Annotated in this window: 21 protein-coding genes and 1 tRNA gene; 10 read left to right on the forward strand and 12 right to left on the reverse strand. The window is 70.2% G+C overall.

Translation table 11 applies throughout. The features are described from left to right. Positions 1-23: 23 nt before the first annotated feature. The 4 genes from ABZ796_RS20175 to ABZ796_RS20190 are packed head-to-tail and all read right to left on the reverse strand — an operon-like array spanning position 24 to position 3,973. Positions 24-884 (reverse strand): enoyl-CoA hydratase-related protein, encoded by an 861-nt coding sequence (locus ABZ796_RS20175; protein WP_357339260.1) that lies wholly within the window; start codon positions 882-884, stop codon positions 24-26. Next, positions 881-2,254 (reverse strand): Dyp-type peroxidase, encoded by a 1,374-nt coding sequence (locus ABZ796_RS20180; RefSeq protein WP_357339262.1) that lies wholly within the window; start codon positions 2,252-2,254, stop codon positions 881-883. Before ABZ796_RS20180 ends, ABZ796_RS20175 begins: the two co-directional genes overlap by 4 nt. Before the next feature lies 1 nt (position 2,255). Further along, on the reverse strand, positions 2,256-3,398 hold the full coding sequence (locus tag ABZ796_RS20185; RefSeq protein ID WP_357339264.1) for a DUF4331 family protein: 1,143 nt from the start codon (positions 3,396-3,398) through the stop codon (positions 2,256-2,258). Positions 3,399-3,424: 26 nt separating this feature from the next. Beyond that, positions 3,425-3,973: a hypothetical protein gene (locus tag ABZ796_RS20190; protein ID WP_357339266.1), complete on the reverse strand. Its 549-nt coding sequence runs from the start codon at positions 3,971-3,973 to the stop codon at positions 3,425-3,427. Positions 3,974-4,162: 189 nt separating this feature from the next. Here ABZ796_RS20190 and ABZ796_RS20195 point away from each other — a divergent pair, with 189 nt between their 5' ends. The 5 genes from ABZ796_RS20195 to ABZ796_RS20215 all read left to right on the forward strand — a co-directional run bounded on the left by ABZ796_RS20195 (position 4,163) and on the right by ABZ796_RS20215 (position 8,841). Next, positions 4,163-4,342 (forward strand): hypothetical protein, encoded by a 180-nt coding sequence (locus tag ABZ796_RS20195; protein ID WP_357339268.1) that lies wholly within the window; start codon positions 4,163-4,165, stop codon positions 4,340-4,342. 145 nt (positions 4,343-4,487) lie between these two features. Next, positions 4,488-5,045 carry a response regulator transcription factor gene (locus ABZ796_RS20200; RefSeq protein WP_357339270.1) on the forward strand — a complete coding sequence of 186 codons (558 nt, stop codon included), beginning with the start codon at positions 4,488-4,490 and terminating at the stop codon, positions 5,043-5,045. Between the two features lie 409 nt (positions 5,046-5,454). Then, entirely contained in the window at positions 5,455-6,150 is a 696-nt protein-coding gene (locus ABZ796_RS20205; RefSeq protein WP_357339272.1) for a response regulator transcription factor, read from the forward strand. A gap of 12 nt (positions 6,151-6,162) precedes the next feature. Further along, positions 6,163-7,473, forward strand: a complete 1,311-nt coding sequence (locus tag ABZ796_RS20210) for a HAMP domain-containing sensor histidine kinase (protein WP_357339274.1) — start codon at positions 6,163-6,165, stop codon at positions 7,471-7,473. Positions 7,474-7,584: 111 nt separating this feature from the next. Continuing rightward, positions 7,585-8,841, forward strand: a complete 1,257-nt coding sequence (locus ABZ796_RS20215) for a hypothetical protein (protein ID WP_357339276.1) — start codon at positions 7,585-7,587, stop codon at positions 8,839-8,841. A gap of 182 nt (positions 8,842-9,023) precedes the next feature. Here the strand turns inward: ABZ796_RS20215 and ABZ796_RS20220 are convergent. Further along, positions 9,024-9,095 (reverse strand) — tRNA-Val (locus ABZ796_RS20220). A gap of 112 nt (positions 9,096-9,207) precedes the next feature. On the opposite strand from ABZ796_RS20220, the gene ABZ796_RS20225 reads away from it, so the two are divergent. Next, on the forward strand, positions 9,208-9,948 hold the full coding sequence (locus ABZ796_RS20225) for a LysR substrate-binding domain-containing protein (RefSeq protein WP_357339278.1): 741 nt from the start codon (positions 9,208-9,210) through the stop codon (positions 9,946-9,948). Here the strand turns inward: ABZ796_RS20225 and ABZ796_RS20230 are convergent. Beyond that, entirely contained in the window at positions 9,930-10,583 is a 654-nt protein-coding gene (locus ABZ796_RS20230) for a DUF3159 domain-containing protein (RefSeq protein ID WP_357339280.1), read from the reverse strand. The genes ABZ796_RS20225 and ABZ796_RS20230 overlap by 19 nt on opposite strands. Positions 10,584-10,805: 222 nt before the next feature. Here ABZ796_RS20230 and ABZ796_RS20235 point away from each other — a divergent pair, with 222 nt between their 5' ends. Next, on the forward strand, positions 10,806-12,533 hold the full coding sequence (locus tag ABZ796_RS20235; RefSeq protein ID WP_357339282.1) for a histidinol-phosphatase: 1,728 nt from the start codon (positions 10,806-10,808) through the stop codon (positions 12,531-12,533). After that, a complete protein-coding gene (locus ABZ796_RS20240) occupies positions 12,530-13,072 on the forward strand; it encodes a hypothetical protein (RefSeq protein WP_357339284.1) in 543 nt (180 codons plus the stop codon). The genes ABZ796_RS20235 and ABZ796_RS20240 overlap by 4 nt, the downstream gene beginning before the upstream one ends. A 3-nt stretch (positions 13,073-13,075) precedes the next feature. Here ABZ796_RS20240 and ABZ796_RS20245 read toward each other — a convergent pair whose 3' ends face one another. Continuing rightward, positions 13,076-13,705: a trimeric intracellular cation channel family protein gene (locus tag ABZ796_RS20245; RefSeq protein WP_357339286.1), complete on the reverse strand. Its 630-nt coding sequence runs from the start codon at positions 13,703-13,705 to the stop codon at positions 13,076-13,078. A 124-nt stretch (positions 13,706-13,829) separates the two neighbouring features. Between ABZ796_RS20245 and sepH the strand changes: the two genes are divergently transcribed. Together sepH and ABZ796_RS20255 are read left to right on the forward strand one after the other, a co-directional pair. Further along, positions 13,830-14,909: a septation protein SepH gene (gene sepH, locus ABZ796_RS20250; RefSeq protein WP_357339288.1), complete on the forward strand. Its 1,080-nt coding sequence runs from the start codon at positions 13,830-13,832 to the stop codon at positions 14,907-14,909. Between the two features lie 157 nt (positions 14,910-15,066). Then, the gene (locus ABZ796_RS20255; protein WP_357339290.1) at positions 15,067-16,749 is read left to right on the forward strand and encodes an alkaline phosphatase D family protein; all 1,683 of its coding nucleotides are present in this window, start codon (positions 15,067-15,069) and stop codon (positions 16,747-16,749) included. A gap of 205 nt (positions 16,750-16,954) precedes the next feature. Here ABZ796_RS20255 and ABZ796_RS20260 read toward each other — a convergent pair whose 3' ends face one another. The 5 genes from ABZ796_RS20260 to ABZ796_RS20280 all read right to left on the reverse strand — a co-directional run bounded on the left by ABZ796_RS20260 (position 16,955) and on the right by ABZ796_RS20280 (position 20,714). Beyond that, on the reverse strand, positions 16,955-17,599 hold the full coding sequence (locus ABZ796_RS20260) for a thymidine kinase (protein ID WP_357339292.1): 645 nt from the start codon (positions 17,597-17,599) through the stop codon (positions 16,955-16,957). A gap of 10 nt (positions 17,600-17,609) precedes the next feature. Beyond that, positions 17,610-18,245 (reverse strand): ABATE domain-containing protein, encoded by a 636-nt coding sequence (locus ABZ796_RS20265; protein WP_357339294.1) that lies wholly within the window; start codon positions 18,243-18,245, stop codon positions 17,610-17,612. 16 nt (positions 18,246-18,261) lie between these two features. Next, positions 18,262-18,891 carry a pyridoxamine 5'-phosphate oxidase family protein gene (locus ABZ796_RS20270; RefSeq protein WP_357339296.1) on the reverse strand — a complete coding sequence of 210 codons (630 nt, stop codon included), beginning with the start codon at positions 18,889-18,891 and terminating at the stop codon, positions 18,262-18,264. A gap of 107 nt (positions 18,892-18,998) precedes the next feature. After that, positions 18,999-20,123 carry a nucleotide pyrophosphatase/phosphodiesterase family protein gene (locus tag ABZ796_RS20275; protein ID WP_357339298.1) on the reverse strand — a complete coding sequence of 375 codons (1,125 nt, stop codon included), beginning with the start codon at positions 20,121-20,123 and terminating at the stop codon, positions 18,999-19,001. Between the two features lie 6 nt (positions 20,124-20,129). Continuing rightward, the gene (locus ABZ796_RS20280) at positions 20,130-20,714 is read right to left on the reverse strand and encodes a DUF5998 family protein (protein WP_357339299.1); all 585 of its coding nucleotides are present in this window, start codon (positions 20,712-20,714) and stop codon (positions 20,130-20,132) included. Positions 20,715-20,718: the final 4 nt, after the last annotated feature.

Consider the following 20,718-nt stretch of genomic DNA (forward strand, 5'->3'; position numbering starts at 1 on the left):
CCTTGGGGCGGTGACGTGTCGGGTCAGAAGTCGGAGTCGACGAAGGTGGGCTCGCGGCCGTCGTTGAAGGCGCCGATGCCCTCGACGCGGTCGGGGTGGACCGCGGAGCGCCAGTGGGCGTCCATCATGATCGCGATGGCCTCCTCAATCGGCTGCCCCTCCCCCAGGTGCACGGCCCGCTTCACCGCCTGGACCGCGGTCGGCGAGTTGCCGGCGATCTTGTGGGCGATCCGCTGCGCCGCCGAGGCGAGGTCGCCGGGTTCGTGCAGCTCGTTGACCATGCCCAGCCGGTAGGCCTCCGCCGCCGGGACCGGGTCGCCGGTCAGCAGCATCTGCAGCGCCTTGCCCCGCGGCAGCAGCCGAGGCAGCAGCGCCGGCGAGCCGCCGCCGGCCGCCAGGCCGAGCATCGCCTCGGGCTGGCCGAACGTCGCGGTCGTCGAGGCGATGATGAAGTCGGTGCTCTGAGCCAGCTCACAGCCGCCGCCGTACGCGATCCCGTTGACGGCGGCGAAGATCGGCTTGCGCAGCTGGCGCACCGTGTACAGCGTGCGGTCGAAGGCCTGCCGCTGGCGCAGCCAGTCCTCCTTGGTCATCGCCTTGCGCTGTCGCAGGTCGCTGCCGACCGAGAACGCGCGCTCCCCGGCGCCCGTCAGGATGACGACCCGGACGCCGGTCCGCACCGCGACCTCCTCGACGACCTCGGTCAGCAAGGTGCCCATCTCGGTCGAGATCGCGTTGTCGGCATGGGGACGGTTGAGCGTGACCCGGGCGACCCTGCCGTCGGAGAGGTAGTCGAGGAGGACCGGCGGTTCGGTCTCCTCGATGTCGGGGTCAGGCGGGGCGAAATCGAGTGCTGCCCAGCGATCGGTGCTCGAGGTGCTCATCTGCTGCCTCCCTGCGTAGTGGCCTGCGTGGTGGAGTCGTCGGGTTCCAGGTCCGCGAGCCAGCGCAGCGCGCTCAGGCTCGGGGCGAAGCAGTACTCGCCACCGCGGGTGACCACGAACGGCGGCAGGTCCTGGAGCCGGCGCCGGATCGGTTGTTGCGGGATCGTGAACCTTCCGGCCTCCTCGCGGGGGCCGACGAGCGGGTCCGACTCGAGCGGGGCGCCGATGAAGATCCCGTCGTTGAGCCACTGGGTCTTCACGAACTCGAACTGCCGCTTCAGGTGTGCCCCGGCGAACACGAAGATGATGCCGCGCTCGGCTCCGTCGTCCTCGAGCACGCCCTCGGGCAGTGCCGGGCCGTAGCTGGTGCCGCGCCGGATCATGCGGTGGAGGCGTACGTCGACGCTGCCTTCCTGGTCCAGGGCGTCGCGAGGGTTGGCGCGGCGCGCATGGGCACCGGCCGGGCACTTGAAGCCGCGCGGGTCGTCGCCGTAGGCGAAGTCGTTGTTGCGGGTCGGGTCGCTCCCGAGCTCGGGGTCGTCGCGTTCAGGCGCGAGTGCGAGCGGGGCGCCGCTGGGCCAGCGGCCGACCATCTTCGCGCCGAGAAGCTCCTCCTCCGCCCGCGACGCCGCCCGCGCACGCAGATAGGACCGGTACGCCGCCACCTTGGTGTGCAGCTTGCGGAACACGACGTAGGTACCGTTGCGGCCCAGCACCTCGGGCGACGGCATCGGCGCGAGCTCGCCGGTCTCGTCGGGGTAGCCGAGGACGATCTCTCCCGCCTTGAGCGGGGGCTCGTGCGAGTCCGTGGCCGGCCGGCCGCTTCCTTCGACAGCTGGTTGACCGATGCCGTCCTTGAAGCCGAACGAGGTCCGTCCCGTCGCGAGCTGGTAGCAGTCCTGGCGCCAGACGAGCTCGATCCCGGGCAGCTCGGCATGGGCTCGGCGGGCCTTCTCGGCAACCCTGTCGAGCCGGTCCTCGTCCGGGGCGAGCACCGAGACGGCGACATGCACGTCGGTGCTGCCGAGGGGTTTCTCCCAGTGCTCGGGAGCACTCTCACCGACGTCACCCAGGATCTCGGCCCGAGCCGCCATGCCCTGCCGGAACTCGGGGGCGAAACTGTCGAGGGACGCCTGCGGCACGCCGAGCGCCTCCAGCCCTCGATAGGTGAACGCAACCGTCAGCGAGGTCTCCCCCATCTCGCTGGCCTCGCCCTCGTCGGTGAGGAGCCGGTGCAGCCGCCGGACCAGCTCGCGGCCGTCGTGGCGATCGCGGATGCTGAGCAGCAGGTAGACGCCCACGTACGGCGAGGGGCGCTCGAACAGCGCACCGGACTGGATGTCGTCCAGCTCGAGGGTCACCTCGTCCATGTCAGTGATGCTCCGGGGGTTCGGGCGGGTCCGGGTTCGCCGCGGCCAGATAGGGGAACGTGGTGGTGGCCGGGCGAGTGGCGGAGTCGACGCCGTCACGGATCGTGGGCCCTTGACCGGCATTGACGAGCTGGGTGAAGAGCGCGTCCATCACGTCGTCGTTCAGGGCCCGGCCCCCGCACGTCCGATGCGGCTCACCACGCCGGGCGGCCAGCTCGATCTCGAGGAAGGACCCCTGCTCGGCGTACGGCAGGGTGGGGTCGACGACCAGGTAGTCGGCGAGGACGAGGTCGGTGAGCGGGTGGCGCCCGTCCTCCCCGACCGGCCAGTCCTGCCTGCTGTCGAGGCCGTCCCAGAACGCCAGGTTGGCATCCAGGCGCGCCCGGTAGGCCCCGCAGTAGGACTCGCCGAGGTGGAACGCGTCCTCCATGTTGTAGAGGTCACGGATCTCCAGATCCCGGTTGACCCGGTCGAAGTCCTTCGGGGCCAGCATCATGTTCTTCACCTCGGGCCGGCCGACCCGTTCGATGCGTACGTTGAGCTCGCCGCGGGTCAGCGTCTCGGCCACCACGCCGAGGAGTCCCCTGCCAGGCAGGAGGCCGGAGTCGATCTCGACCACGATGCTCAGCACGTTCTTGCCGTCCAGAAAGATCGAGCCCTCTTCGGTGAAGGCGAGCTTCCGGGTCGCGATCGTGGCCAGCGCGGCGCGGGCGTCCATGATGAACGGGTCCCAGCGCACCCCGGCGAAGACGCGTAGACCGCCGCCGGCGCCGCCGGCCTCGTCGTTGACGCGGAAGGTGACCTCTTCGCCGCTCGGCGTCAGGCAGCTGCCGTGCTGCTTCGCTCCACCGGTATCCAGGTTCGCCGCGAGCTCCGGCCGGTCGAAGACGCAGTCGAGGACCACTTCGTCCTCGCCCGGGACGAACGGCGCGCCGGTCGACCCGGCGACGGACACGGTCAGCGGCCGCAATCGGAAGCGGTAGAGCAGACCCGCCGAGAACAGGTCGGTGGGTCCGGCCATCGGCAGCGTGTTCATCACCAGAACGAGGCGTCCCGGGGAGTCGGGGCTCGGGAACGCGTAGAAGTCGGTGATGTCAGCGATCGGGTCGGCAAGGGCGCGCGGGCCGGAGATGTGGTCGGACATCGCTGCTCCTCGTCCTGCCCGCGCGGCTAGTCGGCGGCCTCGTCGAGCAAGGGCCGCATCGCGGGGTGCTCGAGGATCTCCGCGGCCTGCGGGTGGTCGAGGACCTGCTGGAAGGCGCTGTTGACACGTTGCGCCTTGCGGATCTCCTTGACCGTGCCGCCGTAGTTGCGGGCGTACGCCGCAGCCCGCTGCTCGGCTCCCAGGACGAAGGAGCGTACGGCCGCGACGTCCGGCAACCCGTCGTACCCCTCGACGTGGCTGAAGATCACGTCGAAGAGGGACAGCGTCGGCCCCGAGGTGAAGAAGTCCTCCATGTAGGCGTCCCACGGACCGTCGAAGCTGGTGATGAAGGCCAGCCGGGTGTCGTCGTCGAACAGCACGAACCGCGCCTCGTGGATGGTCTGGATCGCCATCCCGTAGTCGCCCGGCCGGTACCCGGGCGTGTCCTGGAGCGCCGACAGCGCTTCGCGCAGAGGCTGCGCCGCACCGGGTTTGACCCGGAAGAACAGGCTGAACTCGCTCGTCGGTCCGACTCTCAACCCAGGCTGCGGGGCGCCGACGTCCGATGTGGTCACAGGTACCTCCAGGTTCCCCCCGACTCGCCCACGGCACACCGGACGACCCGGGTATCCAGCTGGACCGACGCCAGCCCTCCGACCGTAGGACCATGTCCGCACCGATGATTCACCCGCTGCGGATGAACCGGCCGCGGGTGACCTGCGGCGGGTTTGGGTACCTGAGAGACCAGAGAGGAGGAACGGCCCATGTGGGACGTCACCCAGATCAACACTCTTCATCTGTCGCACGACCTGCCGTGCCCGCGGTGCGGCCACCCGGCACACATCTACCTGACCTGCGATGGCGGATGCGACTGCGAGCCGACCTCGATGCCCGGCTCCGCGCTGCCCGCCGATCACCTCACGTCACGCGGGGAAGCTGCCTGACGAAGGCAGACGTAGACGCCGTACCCGGCGCTGGGCGGGCTCCGACCAAGGGCTCTACCAATCCCCGCACCGTTCTGAGAAGGTCGAGGTTGTGGTGGGGTCAGGGGTGGTACGCGTCGCGGTGGTCAGCCCGCAGGAAGTCGTCATGCGCGGAATGATCACGATGCTCGACGACTATCCCGACCGTGTGGTCGTGGCGACACTTCCATCCACCCATGGCCACGCGGACGGCGTCGACGTGATCCTGTACGACACGTTCAACCTCTACCTTGCCGACGGGCAAGAGCTCACCCACCTGCTGCACGAGACGGACGCGAAGGTGCTGATCCTCAGCCGAGACCTGCGCCCCGACCTACATGCCCTGGCCTACTCACTGGGCGCCACAGCCTGGATCTCGATGGGCGCGCACGCCGACGACCTCGTACGCAGCATCGAGCTCACCGCTGCCGGCGAGCCGACCAGGGAGCCCCAGAGCGACCGGCAGGGCACGGGAGCCGGGCTCACCACCCGCGAGATCGAGGTTCTCAAGCTGATCGCCCAAGGGCTGTCCAACCAGGACATCGCCGAGAAGCTCTCGGTGAGCGTGAACACGCTCAAGACCCACATCCGGCAGGTCTACCGAAAGATCAGGGTCACCACCCGCAGCCAGGCGGTCAGCTGGGCCATCACCCACGGCCTCGCATCGCCCGACGAGCTTCTGTGAACCGGGCGCGTGCGATCGGGTGTCGGGGCTGAGGCGGCAGTAGCGGGCCAGCGCGACCGAGGACGTCCAATCGAGACGCTAAGAGGCCTTGGACGAAGGAGCTGTCAAGGCCGTCGGGTCTCGCTGCCCGCGATGCCCGGCATCGACCACATCGGCAGCGGCGGTCTCGTCGGTCGTCTCGACCCGCAAGGCAGCCCGGTCATCACACGGCCCTCGGGGCAGGGGCGAGCAGCAACGCTCTCACCGACGTATGTCCCAGCACCGTTCGTCCTCCGTTCCGCAGACGGTTGGGCCCGCGTCCGACGAACCGTAGGCAGCGCCACATGAAGCAACCATGAAGCCTCGGCACAGGCCCTCACCTGCGCCTGTGCCGTCGCACCTTGATCCCGTGCCTGGCACCATCGGTCGAGTGAGACTCACCGTCGGTATCTGCGAAGACGACCCCTCGCTGCGTCGAGTCCTGCGTCAGGCACTCGATCTGGCGGGTCACGACGTCGTCATGGCGCACACCGGCGGCGAGGCGCTCAAGCTCTTCGCGAGCGACGCCGGGCTCGACGTCGTCGTCATGGACATCGGGCTCCCCGACGCCGACGGCCGAGACGTGTGCCAGGCGCTGAAGACCGCGGGCCAAGAGGCTCCCGTCCTGTTCCTGACCGCCCTCGGCGCGGTCCATGAGAGGTTGTCCGGGTTCAGCTCGGGTGGCGACGACTACGTCGCCAAGCCCTTCGACATCAAGGAGCTGCTCGCGCGAGTCGCGGTTCTGGGACGACGCGGTCGGCAGCTCACCAACGGCACGAACCACACGGGCCTGATCCTCGACCCCGCCACGCACTCGTTGCGTACCGATGCCGGCGAGGTGCTGCTCTCGCCGACGGAGTTCCGGATGCTCGCCGCGATCGCGGCCCGATCCGGGGAGGCGATCAGGCGACACGCGGTCATCGCCGCCGCCTGGCCGGACGGTGCGATGGTCAGCGACAACACCGTCGACTCCCTCATGCGGCGGTTGCGAGGCAAGCTGACCGAGGTCGACGCCCCGGTGGAGATCCAGACCCTCCGGGGCATCGGCTTTCGCCTGCATCCCATCGAGCCCGACGATCGTCGCTGAGGGAGCGATCCGATGCCGATCTTCGACCCACGAGGGTCCTTTCGCCGCCAGCTCGTCGCCCTGACCGCCGCCGTCACCGCCATCGGTGTCGTCGCTCTGACCATTCTGGTGCAACTGGTGCTCGCCCGATCGACCGAGCACAGTCTCGACACGGTGCTCGAGGACCGCACCGAGACGGTCATCAGCTCGATCTCGACGGCGCCCGACGGCGGTCTCCTCGTACCGGACGACCTGCTCGACGCGGGCGTCGCCGTCTACGGCGCTGACGGGCGGCTGGCGGCCGGCAGCATCCCTCGCTCCGAGCGCACCATCTACGCCGACCTCGCCACGGTCCGCCATCGTCGCACCGTCGATCACGCCGGATCCGGCGAGAGCCGGGTGCTGGCCGAGCCCTTCACCACCGGCGACGGCGCATCCGGTGTCGTGGTGGTCACCGAGCGACTCTCGCCCTATGAACGCGCCGAGCGCCAGGCGCTCCTGGTATCCGTCGGCGCCGGCCTCTTGATGATCGCCCTGGCCGCCGGGCTCGCCCAGTGGGTCAGCAGACGCGCACTGGCACCGGTCGCCGAGATGACCCGTGCAGCCGACGACTGGAGCGAGCACGACCTCACCCACCGGTTCGACCTCGGCCCGGGAAGCAACGAGATCGCCGGCCTCGGGCGCACCCTCGACCGGCTCCTCGAACGCGTCGCGATCGCCATCCGCTCCGAGCAACGGCTCACCTCCGAGCTCGCCCACGAGCTACGTACGCCGCTCGCGACCATCCGGGCCAACGCCGACCTGACCCTCAGCCGCGACCTCAGCCCCGCTTCAGCGCGAGACAGCCTCGAGGAGATCGCGGCAGCGGCAAGGCAGATGGGCGCGACGATCGAGGGCCTCCTGGAGCTCGCGCGCACCCACACCGGCCAGGGGCTGCCCGGATCGTGCGGCCTGCTGGACGCGGTCATCGAGACTGTCGGCCCGACCGATGACACGAGCATCGACATCGCTGTCGACCCGGCCGTCAGCGTGCTGCTGCCCCAGGCGCTCGCCGTGCGAGCGATCTCGCCGATCGTGGCGAACGCTCGCCGCCTGGCCCGAAGGATCGACATCTCCTCCGCCCCGGCGCGCCCCGGCTACGTGGACCTGTACGTCGACGACGACGGGCCGGGCATACCGGCGAGTCAGCGCGAGCTGGTCTTCGAACCGGGTCGCACGACCGGTGACGGTGCCGGTCTCGGGCTCGCACTCTCGCGCCGGGTCGCGCGCAGCATGGGTGGAGACGTACGCGTGGCCGACGGCCCGCTGGCGACACGGCTCGTCATCACCCTCCCCGTAGCGTGACTGTCTCTCCCCCTTGATGACCTGTTCAGGTTCGTGTCAGGCGGAGCCACCGATGCTCTGTCCATGTCTTCTTCGACGCAAGCCATAGACGCACGACCAAGCGCGCGCCAGATGCTCAACAAGGTGCCGGAGGTCACCTTGTGGTTCTGGGTGATCAAGATCCTGTGCACCACGGTCGGGGAGAGCTTCGCCGACTACATCAACGAGACCCTCGGCGTGGGCCTGGTGCCGACAGCGGTCATCTTCACGGTGGCCTTCGCCGTCGTGCTGACGATCCAGATGCGGCTACGGCGCTACGTGCCGGCGATCTACTGGCTCACCGTCGTCGTGGTCAGCGTCACCGGGACGCTCTACACCGACATCCTCACCGACAAGTACGCCGTGCCGCTGTGGCTCAGCACCACCGTGTTCTCGACGCTCCTCGCTGCGGTGTTCGGCATCTGGTACGCCCGCGAGCGCACCCTCTCCATCCACAGCATCGTCACCACGCCCCGTGAGTCCTTCTACTGGCTCACCGTGCTGGTCACCTTCGCGCTCGGGACCGCCACCGGCGACTGGACGCTCGAGCTCACCGGCTGGGGCCCCGGCAAGTCCGTCCTCCTTCCGTTGGCGCTGATCGTGATCATCACCGCCCTGTGGCGCTACGGCGCCAACTCGGTGCTCAGCTTCTGGCTCGCCTACATCCTGACCCGTCCGCTCGGAGCGAACATCGGAGACTGGTTCGTGACCCCGACCAGCGAGAAGGGCCTCGGCCTGGGCACCATGGTGACCAGCCTGATCTTCCTGGCCGCGATCCTGGCCACCGTCATCTACCTCTCGCTCTCCCGCGCCGACGTGATCGAAGGACGCGGCGAGCACACCGTGACCGGCGGACAACGGACACCCGCGCCGGACAGCCCGCGGCGCGAGCGCATCTCGCTGGCCACACTCGGAGCGGTCGCCATCGCGACCTGCGCCATCCTGGCCTACGCCAACAGCCAACCGCACGCGAGCGCGCTCGACGCGGAGGATGGCAAAGCTCCGTCCTGCTCGGGCAGCACATCCTCGCTCAGCCCGACCGAGGCACAGCAGCAGACCGCGTCTGCCTTCCCGGCCGGTGACGTCAGCCGCTTCCGCTCGATCTCCCAAGACACCCTGGCTCTCGTTCAGGCCGGCGACCAGTCCGGCGCGGCCTCGAGGATCACCGACCTCGAGACCGCCTGGGACGACGCCGAGTCGCGCCTCGTGGCCAAGGACTGCGTGACGTGGACCTACCTCGACCAGGAGATCGACGCCGCCTTGAGCGCGGTGCGCGCCTCGAACCCCGATCAGCATTCCGAGACCCAGGCTCTCAGCACGCTGGTCTCGACGCTCGGAGGTCCCGCGTGACGCGTCTGTGGACTGACGGCTCGACGCGTGGCGTCGGCCGACCGACCCCGAATCCCGAATCGACCTTCAGCGGACGTGTCATCAGGCACTTCGTCAGGCGGCACCGAGAACACTGAGGACGAGGCCACACGAGAACAGCCGCTGACCGGGTAAAAACCCTGGTCAGCGGCTGTTCTCAGTTGTGCGTGATGCTGGGTTCGAACCAGCGACCCCTTCGGTGTGAACGAAGTGCGCTACCACTGCGCCAATCACGCGTTGCGGGTGAAACATTAGCGCATGCGCTCGCCGGACCCACATTCGGGGATACGTGGGACGTAGGCTCCCAGGCATCGGCACGATCCCCAGAGGCAACCCGAAGGAGCGGCGATGCTCGCGTACGAACGGACCGGCAGCGGGGAGCCGCTGCTCCTGCTCCATGGCATCGGGCACCGCAGGCAGGCGTGGGCGGCGGTCCGGGCGATCGAGGGCGTGCGGCAGAGCGCCGACGAGCTGAGCAGCCTCATCCACGGCCAGGTACACCTAGGGATGATCGCCGGCTGCACGATCCCCGGCTTCCTCGACGCCGTCGCCACCTTCCACCGGCAGCATCCCGGCGTCAGCGTCGAGCTCGTCGAGGACGCCTCCGACCGCCTCCAGCGACGTACGCTCGCCGGGGAGCTCGACCTGGCGCTGATCTCGCACGCAGGTCCGGTCATCGCCGGCCTGGCCACGGACTCCGTCAGCGATGAGCGGCTGGCGGTGATCACCCCGGCCGGCCATCGCCTCGCCGGCGCACGACCTCGGCTCGCCGACCTCCACGAGGAGACGGTGCTGTGCATCCCGCCGGGCACGGGCGTACGGACCGCTCTGGAGCAGTCGTGCGCGCGGGCGGGCGTGGCGCCGAGGGTCGATCTGTCGGGGTCCAACCCGGAGACGCTGCTCGGGCTGACGGCCCGCGGGCTGGGCATCTGCGTGCTGGCCGAGTCGATGGCGGCCGGGACCGACCTGGTCGCGACGCCGATCGTGGACGCGGAGGTGCGCGCGGGGCTCGCGCTAGTGATCCGCGAGGGCGACCAGCAGCGCGCCACCCGGCGGCTCTACGACCTGCTTCAGGCCGGGCTGACCTGAGGGTGGCGCAGCCCGGGATGGTCCTCGGGCAGCGAGCCCCGCAGCACGAACCAGCTCACCAGCAGGCACAGCGCGACCAGCGGCCAGCTGAGCGCGACCCGGGCGATCGCCAGGGCGACCACGTCGCCGGACCACCACAGCGGGCCGAAGACGGCGACCCGGATGACGTACTGACAGACCCAGACCCAGCTCGCCAGCGAGTAGCCGCGCAGCAGCGCCGGGTCGCGCCGCCAGGCGCCGCGCTGACGCAGGATCAGGCCCACGACGACCCCCAGCAGCGGCCAGCGGAACGCGATGCTGACCACCCAGACCAGTGCGCTGGCCGCGTTGGCGGCGAGCTGGACCACGAAGAAGTCCTCCGCCCGGCCCGTACGCAGCGCGATCATCGCCGCGACCGCGACCCCCGCCACACCCAGCAGCACCGCGCGGGGCTTGCGGCCCTTGCGCCACTGCCAGACCGCTACGATCGCGGCCAGCCCGAGCGCCACCACGGTCGCGATCCACAGCTCCCCGCTGACCAGCCAGCCGGCCACGAACGCGACGGGCGGGACGGTCGCGTCGATCGCGCCCCGCGCGCCTCCCAGGAGGTCGGCGAGGGTCTCGGCGTCTTCGTTGCGGCGGTCGGTGGTCGTCACGCGAGTAAGGCTAGCCTTACTTGCAAAGGCGCGTGACGTCTCGGTCTGCGTAACTGACTTCTCGGGCGACGGGGGTGACGCCTCAGCCGACGGGAGTGACGCCTCGGCAGTGTTCACCGAGAGGGCAACCCGCGGACGTACCCCGGCCATCCGGTGCCGCTTTGCTCTGAGCGCCGCTGCTCGGGCACGCGGAGACGCCTTATCTCACGCGGAGGTTCCAACGTGTCACACGAGCATCACCACCACGACCACGGCCATACTCACCCCCACACTCACTCCCACGAGGTCGACGAGATCACCCTCGCCGCCTCCTCGGACGCGTCCGACAGCGACCTGCGTCCCGCCGAGGTCTCCCGGCGCAACCTGCTGCGCGCCGCCGGCATCGCCGGCGCCGTGACCGCCGGGATGGCCGGGATGACCGGCGTGACCCCGGCGATGGCCGAGACCGCCACCACCGCGACCGCGCGCACCGGCAACCGGGACACGATCCGGCACTGGCTCGCCGGCGACCACCACATCCACACCCAGCACAGCTCGGATGCGATGTACCGGGTCATCGACCAGGCGCAGCACGGCGCCGCGTACGGCCTGGACTGGCTGGTCATCACCGACCACGGCGGCGCGACCCACGCGAAGCTCGGCGTCGACCTGGTCAACCCCGACATCGTGGCCGCACGCAAGGTGCTCCGGGACACCCTGATCTTCCAGGGCCTGGAGTGGAACATCCCGGCCGCCGAGCACGGCACCGTCTTCGTCGCCCCGGGCGCCAACGAGGTCGCGGTGCTCAAGCAGTTCGAGAACGACTACGACGGCTCGGTCAAGGGCGCCAGCGGCAACTCCCCGGAGAACGAGGCGCTCGCCGTCGCCGGCATCCAGTGGCTCGGCAAGCAGGTCGACAAGCGCCGCGTCGCGGACGCGCTCTTCCTGGCCAACCACCCCGCCCGCAACGGTATCGACAGCCCCCACGAGGTGCGCGGCTGGCGCGACGCCGACCCGCGGATCGCGATCGGCTGGGAGGGCGCGCCCGGTCACCAGGCCGCAGGACTGCCTGCCGGCTACGGCCCCGGCAGCGCCCGCGGCTACTACGGCAACTCTGCCGGCCCGAACTCCTTCCCCGGCTACCCCGCCGAGTCCTACCGCTCCTGGGGCGGCTTCGACTGGTTCACCTCGACCGTCGGCGGTCTGTGGGACTCGCTGCTCGCCGAGGGCAAGCCCTGGTCGATCAGCGCCAACTCCGACTCCCACGTCAACTGGGGCACCACCTCGCGCCGTCCCGACGGCTCCGACTCGGCCTCCTTCAATGCCAACGGCCGCTACGGCGACCCGGTCTACGCCGGCTCCCTCAACACCACCGCCGGTGACTTCTGGCCGGGCTACTACAGCCGCACCCACGTCGGCGCCTCCGAGCGCAGCTACGGCGCGGTCATGAAGGGCCTGCGCAACGGCCGGGTCTGGGTCGACCACGGCGCGCTGGTGAAGTCGGTCGACGTCCGTGTCGTCTCGTCCGACGGTGGCTCGGAGAGCCTCGGCGGCACCCTGAAGGCGAAGAAGGGCAGCCGGGTCTCGCTGGTCGTCACCATCGCCGCCCAGGACGTCCCGAACTGGTCGCAGTTCGTGCCGAGCCTCAACCGGGTCGACGTGATCCGGGGCGCGGTCGACCCGACGTACGTCTCCGACCGCGACGCCTGGAAGGCGCCCGACACGAAGGTGATCGAGCAGACCGACACCTCGGGCCGCACCGGCACCTTTCAGCTGCGCTACGACCTCGGCCGGGTCGAGGAGGCGTTCTACGTGCGTGTCCGCGGCACCGACGCCCACCGGTCCCAGCCCGGCTACCTCGGCGCGGGCATCGACCCGGCCGGTCCCGCCATCGACGTCGTCGGCGACGCCGACCCGTGGGTCGACCTGTGGTTCTACACCAACCCGGTCTGGGTCGTCCCGACTCGATGACCACCCGACCCCTGGCTGTCGACGCCGACGCCCGGGACCTCGCCGCCGCCGAGCACCTCGTCCACCGTCTGGACGAGGTGCTCGGCGCGGAGCGGCCCGAGGATGCGTACGTCATCAGCACCCATGTCGTGCGCGAGCCGACCGCCCGCTTCGTCGCCGTCCTGGACTGGCCCGGCGGGCCGGCCGTCGAGGAGCTGACCGCGCTCCTGTCCGACCGGCTCCCCCAGGCGTACGTCACCCCCGACTCCCCCGCGATCGACGAGGCCGTCGCCCGCAACTCCGGGCGGCTGGCCCGCTACCCGGGACGCACCAGGATCGAGACCGTGACCACGGTCGCCGCGGTCGAGGCGGACAGCGTCGTCGACGTCGTCGAGGGACTGGCGGGGATCTCGCTCGACCCGACCGACACCCTCCATCTCACCGGTTTCGCGCGGCCGGTGTGGCGCGAGGGGCGCTGCGTACTCCTGGTGCAGCGCGCTGCCGCCGGTCTGGTGCCGTTCGAGGTCCGCCACCAGATCCCCTGCTGCTCGAACCACTGAGGTTCAGACCGACGCGGAGCCGCGCGGGAGCGGAGCCTCCCAGTGGCGCCACATCGCCATCAGCCGCCAGCCGGCGCAGACGAGGAAGGCGGCGGTCATCACCAGCGACTGCGGCAGCGTGAGGAACAGACCGAAGGCCACGATCGCCGCACCGGCGAAGGCGGGGATGGCGTAGAACACGCTGCGGCGCAGGATGATCGGCACCTGACCGGCGAGCACGTCGCGGATCACCCCGCCGCCCACGCCGGTGGCCAGCCCCATGATCGCGGCAGCGAGCGGGGAGAGCCCGAAGTCGAGCGCCTTGACGGCGCCGGCGATGACGAACAGCCCCAGACCCAGGGCGTCGAAGACGTTGATCATCGGCCCGAGCCGGCCCAGCGCGGGATGGAAGTAGAAGGTCAGCAGACCGGCCGCCATCGGCACCACGAGATAGCGCCAGTCGGAGAGCGCGGCGACCGGCGTCGCGCCGATGGCCATGTCCCGCAGGAAGCCGCCGCCGAGGCCGGTGACGCAGGCGAGCACGATCACGCCGAAGATGTCGAGCTCCTTGCGGACCGCCATCAGGCCGCCGGAGAGCGCGAAGACGAAGCACCCGACCAGGTCGAGCACGAGGAGGGTCAGCGTCTGTTCCACCGCCAAATGGTCGCCTCGTTCGCCCCAAAAACCCCAAATGCCACGACCACGCCGCACGGGCACCCAATACGATGCAGGTCTGTGGCGTAGGGTCGTCACAACCGTATCTAGAATTGAGAAGAGGATGTCAGCCGAAGGATTGCCCCTGACTCCGGGCCAGCTCGAAGAGCAGGCACCGGATGAGGCTGGACCCGTCCTTCTGCGGCTCATCTCGGTCAGTGACGATGGTTTACGCATGCTTCTCGTCGATGACGAGGACCGTGAATACACCGCCGACATCGACGACCGTCTCCGTGCAGCACTCGAGGCTGTGTCGACCCGCCGATCGGAGCAAACCGTGAACAAGACCCCGAGCAGCAGCCTGCGGCCCCGTGACATTCAGACCCGTATCCGTTCGGGCGAGAGTGCCGAGGAGGTCGCCGCTGTCGCCGGCACCACGGTCGAGAAGATCTTGGCCTTCGCCGGTCCCGTCCTCGCCGAGCGCGAGCACATGGCACAGCGCGCCCAGCAGGCTTCCGTGCGCCGTCGGCCCGGTGAGGCCGCCAGCACCGCCCGCACCCTGGGCGAGGCGGTCAGCGCCCACTTCCAGACGATGTACGTCGACCCCGAGTCGGTCAACTGGGACTCCTACCGGCGTCCCGACGGGCGCTGGAAGCTCACCGGTGAGTACGAGACGCCCGAGCGCTCCGGCATCGCCGAGCTGACCTACGACGCCCCCGGCAACTTCGTCGAGCTCGACAACGACGACGCCCGCTGGCTGACCGGCGAGAAGCTCGAGGCCCCGGCGCCCGAGCCGGAGCCGATCACCGACGACATGCTCGCCGCCCGGCGGCGCCGCGCCCAGAGCTCGACCCCGTCGAGCCCGGCCGCTCGGGCCCCGACGGCGCCCGCTCCGGCCACTCCTCCCCCGGCCGCCAAGCCGGTCAAGGAGGCCAGGCCGGCCAAGACCGCACAGGTCGACGTCGACACCCCGCTCGAGGCGTTCCTGGGCGACGAGGCCCCGACCGACAAGCAGGCGCCGGTCCCCGCCGAACCCGAGCTCGAGCCGACGGTCGTCGAGCCCGCGGCCGCCGAGGCTCCTGCCGAGTCCGAGCAGCCCGAAGAGGCTCAGCCGAAGCCCGCCAAGAAGTCGTCCGCGCGGCGCAAGCGCGCCTCGGTCCCGAGCTGGGACGAGATCATGTTCGGTGGCGGCAAGTCGGAGTGAACCGACTGGTGTGAACCCGTTCACGGACCGGCCATCGGCCGGTTCGTGTTACGTCGGCGACCCGACCCGACAGAGTCGGTAGCGGGTCGGGCGCAGTTCACGCGCCCCCGATGAAGTGAGTGGAGGCAAGCACTTCCACCCTTCTCGGAGGCCCCCGATGCCCCTGCCCGACTCGCTGAGCCGACGCTCCCTCCTCTCCACCACAGCCACCACCGGCTTCGCCGCATCCGCCGCCATGCTGCTCGGCACCGGTGCCATTCCCGCCGACGCGGTATCCGTCAAGGGCGCCACGACGCTCTCCGGCTACCCGTTCACCCTGGGCGTCGCCTCCGGCGACCCGCTCCCCAACTCCGTCGTCCTCTGGACCCGGCTCGCCCCCGAACCGCTCGCCCCGGACGGTCTCGGTGGCATGCCGCAGGAGCCGGTCAAGGTCCGCTGGCAGATCGCCGAGGACCCGCTCTTCCGCAAGGTGGTGAAGTCCGGCACCGTGACGGCCACCCCGAACTTCGGCCACTCGGTCCACCCCGAGGTCTGGGGCCTGCGTCCCGGTCGCGACTACTGGTACCGCTTCCTGGCCGCCGGCGAGGTCAGCCAGACCGGCCACACCCGGACCGCCCCTGCGTACGGCTCCTCGCTCTCGCGGATGAGCTTCGCCTTCGCCTCCTGCGCGCTCTACAGCCACGGCTTCTACACCGCCTACCGGCACCTGGCGGACGAGGACGTCGACGTCGTCTTCCACCTGGGCGACTACCTGTACGAGTCCGGCGTCACGCCCGAGAACAACTGGCGCAACACCCAGGTCTCCCCCGCCGTGGCCGGCGAGACGCTCGACCTTGCGCGCTACCGCCTGCAGTACGGCCTCTACAAGTCCGACCCGGACCTGATGGCCGCCCACCAGTCCCACGCGTTCGTGGTCGCACCCGACGACCACGAGGTCGAGAACAACTGGGCCGACGAGACCCCCGAGGAGCGCAGCCAGTCCCAGGGCGCGCTGTGGATGCCGCGGCGTACGGCTGCCTTCCAGGCCTACTACGAGCACCTGCCGTTCCGGGCCGGCTCGCTGCCGGACGGCCCGGACATGCAGATCTACCGGAGCCTGCGCTACGGCGACCTGGTCGACTTCAACGTGCTCGACACCCGCCAGTACCGCGACGACCAGGCCTACGGTGACGGCAGCGACCCGGCGAGCCCGGAGCTGACGCCGGACATCTATGACCCGTCACGCTCGATGATGGGCTTCGAGCAGGAGCGGTGGCTCCAGCGCAGCTGGCGGCAGTCCACCGCCCGCTGGCAGGTGCTCGCCAACCAGGCACCGATGGCCGAGACCGACCTCGACGAGACCGAGGCCAAGACCCTCTACATGGACCCGTGGGACGGCTACGTCGCCAACCGCAACCGGCTACTCGAGGGCGCCCGCACCAGCGGCGTCGAGAACCTGGTCGTCATCACCGGCGACCGGCACCACAACTACGCCAGCAACCTGCTGGCCGACTACGACGACCCCGAGTCGGCCGTCGTCGGCAGCGAGTTCGTCGGCACCTCCATCGCCAGCGGCGGCGACGGCGCCGACATGACCACCGGCGGCGAGAGCCTGCTCCGCGCCAACGACCACCTGAAGTTCTTCAACAGCCAGCGCGGCTACGTCCGCGTCACGGTCACGCCCGAGGTGCTCTCCAGCGACTTCCGGGTGGTGCCGTACGTCCAGCGCCCGGGCGCCCCGATCTCCACCCGCGCGACCTACGTCGTCGAGAACGGCCGTCCCGGCGTCCAGCTCGACACCAAGGGCACCCCCGTCGGAACCAGGTACGCCGACGTGCCCATGCCGACGCTCAACCACTGACCCCGCTGGTCGAACCGCGAGGCCACCGCTGGTCGAGCCCACCACCGCCACCGCCGGTCGAGCCCACCACCGCCACCGCTGGTCGAGCCCGCGAGCGCCAGCGAGCGGTGTCGAGACCAACACAGTCCTATCGAGCACCGACGGGACCGTGTTGGTCTCGACACGCTCGGCCGCAGGCGGCCTCGCGGCTCGACCAGCGGAACGATCAGCCGAACGGCAGCGGCTCGGGCACCAGGGAGACCGACTGGGCCCGGGCCGCGGTCAGACGGCGCCGGTGGTGCTGGCGGCAGAGGACCTCGTAGGAGACCGCGCTGGGGGCCTCGTCGGTGTCGCCCACGAGGACCTGGTCGCCCTCGGTGACCATGACGCCGTCCTCGACCCGGGCGTTGTGGGTGGCGCGCTTGCCGCACCAGCACAGCGCCTCGACCTGCAGCACCTCCGTACGGTCGGCGAGCTCGACCAGACGGGCGGCGCCGGGGAAGAGCCGGGTGCGGAAGTCGGTGAGGATGCCGAAGCAGAAGACGTCGATCTGCAGCTCGTCGGTGATCTTGGCCAGCGCCTCGATCTGCTCGGGTGTGTAGAACTGCGCTTCGTCACAGATGAGGTAGTCGATCCGGGCGCCGTGGGTCAGCGCGTCGACGGCGTGGCGCCAGAAGTCGAAGTCGTCGGTGACCTCGATCGCGTCGTGGGTCAGGCCCAGCCGCGAAGTGACTACCGCCTCGCCGGAGCGGTCGTGAGCGGTGAAGATCAGCCCCACTCTGCCGCGTGCAGCGTGATTGTGGTTGGTCTGCAGCGCGAGGGTCGACTTCCCCGCGTCCATCGTCCCGGTCCAGAAGGTCAGCTCAGCCACTCGCGGAAGCCTAGTGGGCTGCGCCCCGGCCCGTGGCAGGACCCTCGTGGCCGGACCGATTCCGTCGGTAGTGGCGCGCGACCCGTGCCCGGTTGCCGCAGCCCTCGGAGCACCACTCACGACGCGGGTGGTCGCGGACGAAGTAGAGGACGCAGCCGGGGCCGCCGCACGCCTTCAGCTCCTGGGGCGCGTCCTGAGCCAACACCTCGGAGCCTTCCAGCGCGACCAGGTTCAGCTCCCGCTGCAGACCGGATCCGTCGGAGAGCCAGTGGCGTACGAAGCCGCCCTGCGGGCCATGACGCAGGGCCGGCGCGCAGTGGGACGCGAACTCGTTGAGCACCGAGAGCGCCGCGTCGGTGCTGAGCCCCTCCGAGACGCTGTGCGGCCGGCCGTCGCCGGTCACCTCGGCGGCCAACCGGCGCAGGGCGTCCCGCAGCGCCCGGGCCCGGCCCAGATCGTGCTCGTCCAGGTCCTGGTGGCGGCCGAGCCCTGCCTCCTCGGCCCAGGCCCGCAGGTGCGCCACGCTCTCCAGGGAGTCGTGCACGGCCGTGCGGTCGGCCCAGATCGTGTTCATGAGGCGTACGGCCCGGGGCTGGGTCGGATACAGCACCGGCACCTGCAGCTCCACAGCCGTCTCCTCCTCCATCGTTCTAACGGTCAGTCTAGGGTTCAGCCGTTGCAACGCCCCCGCGGGCGATAGCCAGCTGGGCCTCGAGCTCGCTGATGCGCTCGGTCAGCTCGGCGACGGTGTGCCGGGCTGCCTGCAGGGGCACCAACTGCGGGATGTGCTGCTTGCAGTTCCAGTCGAAGGCCTCGACGTCGATCAGGATCCCGCGCTCGACCCGCGCGGGATGGCCGACCGGAGCGAGCGAGGCGACCAGCTCGGGATCGTCGTCGGGCTCGACGACCCGTGCGCGACCGAAGATCTTCATCCTGGCCTGCAGCTGGTAGTCGATCAGGAACAGCGAGACGCGGTCTTCGTGGTCGAGGTTCCCGCGGGTGATGTACTGACGGTTGCCCCGGAAGTCGGCGAACCCCAGCGTGGTCTCGTCGATCACCTTCAAGAACCCGGCCGGCCCGCCGCGGTGCTGGATGTAGGGCCACCGCGTCTCGCTGACCGTGGCCAGGAAGAAGCTGTCCCGCGAGGTGATGAACGTGGCCTCTCCCCTGCCGATCCGGTCCGGCACGCTCTCGCCCTCGATCATGCGTGCGTACGCGGCGGCGCTCCCGTGGATCGCCTGATGCTCCGCCACCAGCGGCGTGAACGCGACCTCCCCGTAGTGCCTGGTCATCGCCGGACCTCGACCCTGTGCTGACCCATGACAAACCCTTCCGCCGGACACCTACGTGTCACTAATGGATACGCAGGTTGTAACCATTAGAGGCGAGGTTCATTCCCCTAGGAGACCAGCAGCGGGATGAGCATCTCGTCGGGCGTCAGTGATCCGTGCAGCCCGACCAACGTCGTCTCGTAGTTGAACAGGCTCGTCGAGACCACCGCGTGCTCGCCGTGGGAGGCGACGATGACGTCGCCGAGCCGCGGCAGCACCGACGGGGTGACCGGTCCGAACCAGCCGCGCCGTATCGCGGTCTCCCGGGTCATCACCTCGGCCTTGTCCCCCAGCGTCTCCGACCAGGTCGCGACCACGTCCTCGACCGCGCCGCGCGAGCAGTAGAGATGCCGGAAGCGGGCCTCGCCACCGACCAGGGCGACACCGTGGCGCAGCTCGGGGAAGTCGTCGATGTCGGTGCGGGAGGTGGCCGGCGAGTCGACCATGCCGTGGTCGGCGAGCACCAGCAGGCGTACAGACGGGTCCAGGGCGTCACGCAGCTGCTCGGCCTCGGCGTCGATCATCGAGAGCTGCTGCAGCCACGGCGAGGAGGCGACGCCGTACTTGTGGCCGGTCCAGTCGAGGTCGCCGTCGTAGAGGTAGGTCAGCGACCCCGGCACCCGCGAGAGCGCGACCGCCGAGGCGATCCGTTCGCCGACCCGGTCGGCGCCGACGAACTCGGCGCCCCGGTGGGCAGCGATGGTCAACCCGGAGCCGCCGAAGGCCCGCTTGTTGATCACGGTGACCGGCACCCCGGCCTCGCCCAGCCGCTGGAAGACGGTCTGGTTGGGCTGCCACTCGACCGGGTCGACGTCCTTGCGCCACTGCAACGCGTTGAGCAGGTGCTCGGTGCCGGGGATCCGGGAGGTGTAGCCGACCAGCCCGTGCCCGCCCGGCGTCAGCCCGGTGCCGAACGAGGTCAGGCTCGTCGCCGTCGTCGACGGCACCCCGGCCGTGCCGGGCGCCTGGTCCTCGCTCAGCGAGGACAGGAACGGAGCCGCGTGCGCATAGCGCCGCAGCAGGTTGGTGCCCATCCCGTCGACCAGGAAGACGACGTACGCAGCCGCCGAGGGCAGCTCGAGACCGAGTCGCCCGTCGGGCGTGCCCAGCGGGACGTCCATGGCAGCGGCGACCGCCGGCAGGACATCACCCAGTGAGCGCTCCCCGTAGGCGGGGGCGAGAAACCCGGTCACCGAGTCCTACCGGTTGTGGGTGCGAGCCGAGAGCGATTCCGCGAAGGAGAGCAGGCGGGCGACCGAGTCGTGACCGTCGGCGGCAGCCGAGACGCGCAGCGAGAAGTCGTCAGGGGTGAGCACGCCGGTGTAGCCGTGGTCGGCGTCGCAGTTGGGATCGGAGCAGCCCGCGGGCTCCAGGTCGACCCGGTTGACGCCGCCCCAGCCGATGGTCATGACCACCTCGGCAGGCTTGCTCGACCCCTTGGTCGGGTTGGTGATCATTCGGGTCACGACCACGGAGTTGACCGAGTCGATGCGCACCGCCTCGGTCGAGGTGGAGGTGTAGGGCTCGGGCAGCAGGTCGTCGCCGGCGTGCTCGTCGGTGTGGGCCAGGATCAGCCGCGTCGGGGTCAGCACCAGCACGGAGAGGTGGCGGCGCACCTCGTCACGGTCGAACGTCGGCTCGTGGTGCAGGAAGAAGGAGGACACCTTCTCCCCCGCCACGGCGGAGGCGACACAGTCGGCCACCACCTCGGGGTAGTAGCCGGTGCGGTCGATCTCGGCGCGCAGGGCGTCGGCGCGGTCGAGATCATCTGTGCGGGTGCTCATGACC

Source organism: Nocardioides sp. NPDC047086, from assembly GCF_040643685.1.
GTDB lineage: Bacteria > Actinomycetota > Actinomycetes > Propionibacteriales > Nocardioidaceae > Nocardioides.

What these genes read in the sequence shown, in the direction of transcription:
- ABZ796_RS20270 (WP_357339296.1), bottom strand. Translation starts at nt 18,891, where the DNA reads ATGACCAGGCACTACGGGGAGGTCGCGTTCACGCCGCTGGTGGCGGAG.
- ABZ796_RS20210 (WP_357339274.1), top strand. Translation starts at nt 6,163, where the DNA reads ATGCCGATCTTCGACCCACGAGGGTCCTTTCGCCGCCAGCTCGTCGCC.
- ABZ796_RS20200 (WP_357339270.1), top strand. Translation starts at nt 4,488, where the DNA reads ATGCGCGGAATGATCACGATGCTCGACGACTATCCCGACCGTGTGGTC.
- ABZ796_RS20255 (WP_357339290.1), top strand. Translation starts at nt 15,067, where the DNA reads ATGCCCCTGCCCGACTCGCTGAGCCGACGCTCCCTCCTCTCCACCACA.
- ABZ796_RS20175 (WP_357339260.1), bottom strand. Translation starts at nt 884, where the DNA reads ATGAGCACCTCGAGCACCGATCGCTGGGCAGCACTCGATTTCGCCCCG.
- ABZ796_RS20240 (WP_357339284.1), top strand. Translation starts at nt 12,530, where the DNA reads ATGACCACCCGACCCCTGGCTGTCGACGCCGACGCCCGGGACCTCGCC.
- ABZ796_RS20185 (WP_357339264.1), bottom strand. Translation starts at nt 3,398, where the DNA reads ATGTCCGACCACATCTCCGGCCCGCGCGCCCTTGCCGACCCGATCGCT.
- ABZ796_RS20280 (WP_357339299.1), bottom strand. Translation starts at nt 20,714, where the DNA reads ATGAGCACCCGCACAGATGATCTCGACCGCGCCGACGCCCTGCGCGCC.
- ABZ796_RS20180 (WP_357339262.1), bottom strand. Translation starts at nt 2,254, where the DNA reads ATGGACGAGGTGACCCTCGAGCTGGACGACATCCAGTCCGGTGCGCTG.
- ABZ796_RS20265 (WP_357339294.1), bottom strand. Translation starts at nt 18,245, where the DNA reads ATGGAGGAGGAGACGGCTGTGGAGCTGCAGGTGCCGGTGCTGTATCCG.
- ABZ796_RS20195 (WP_357339268.1), top strand. Translation starts at nt 4,163, where the DNA reads ATGTGGGACGTCACCCAGATCAACACTCTTCATCTGTCGCACGACCTG.
- ABZ796_RS20215 (WP_357339276.1), top strand. Translation starts at nt 7,585, where the DNA reads ATGCTCAACAAGGTGCCGGAGGTCACCTTGTGGTTCTGGGTGATCAAG.
- sepH (WP_357339288.1), top strand. Translation starts at nt 13,830, where the DNA reads ATGTCAGCCGAAGGATTGCCCCTGACTCCGGGCCAGCTCGAAGAGCAG.
- ABZ796_RS20225 (WP_357339278.1), top strand. Translation starts at nt 9,208, where the DNA reads ATGCTCGCGTACGAACGGACCGGCAGCGGGGAGCCGCTGCTCCTGCTC.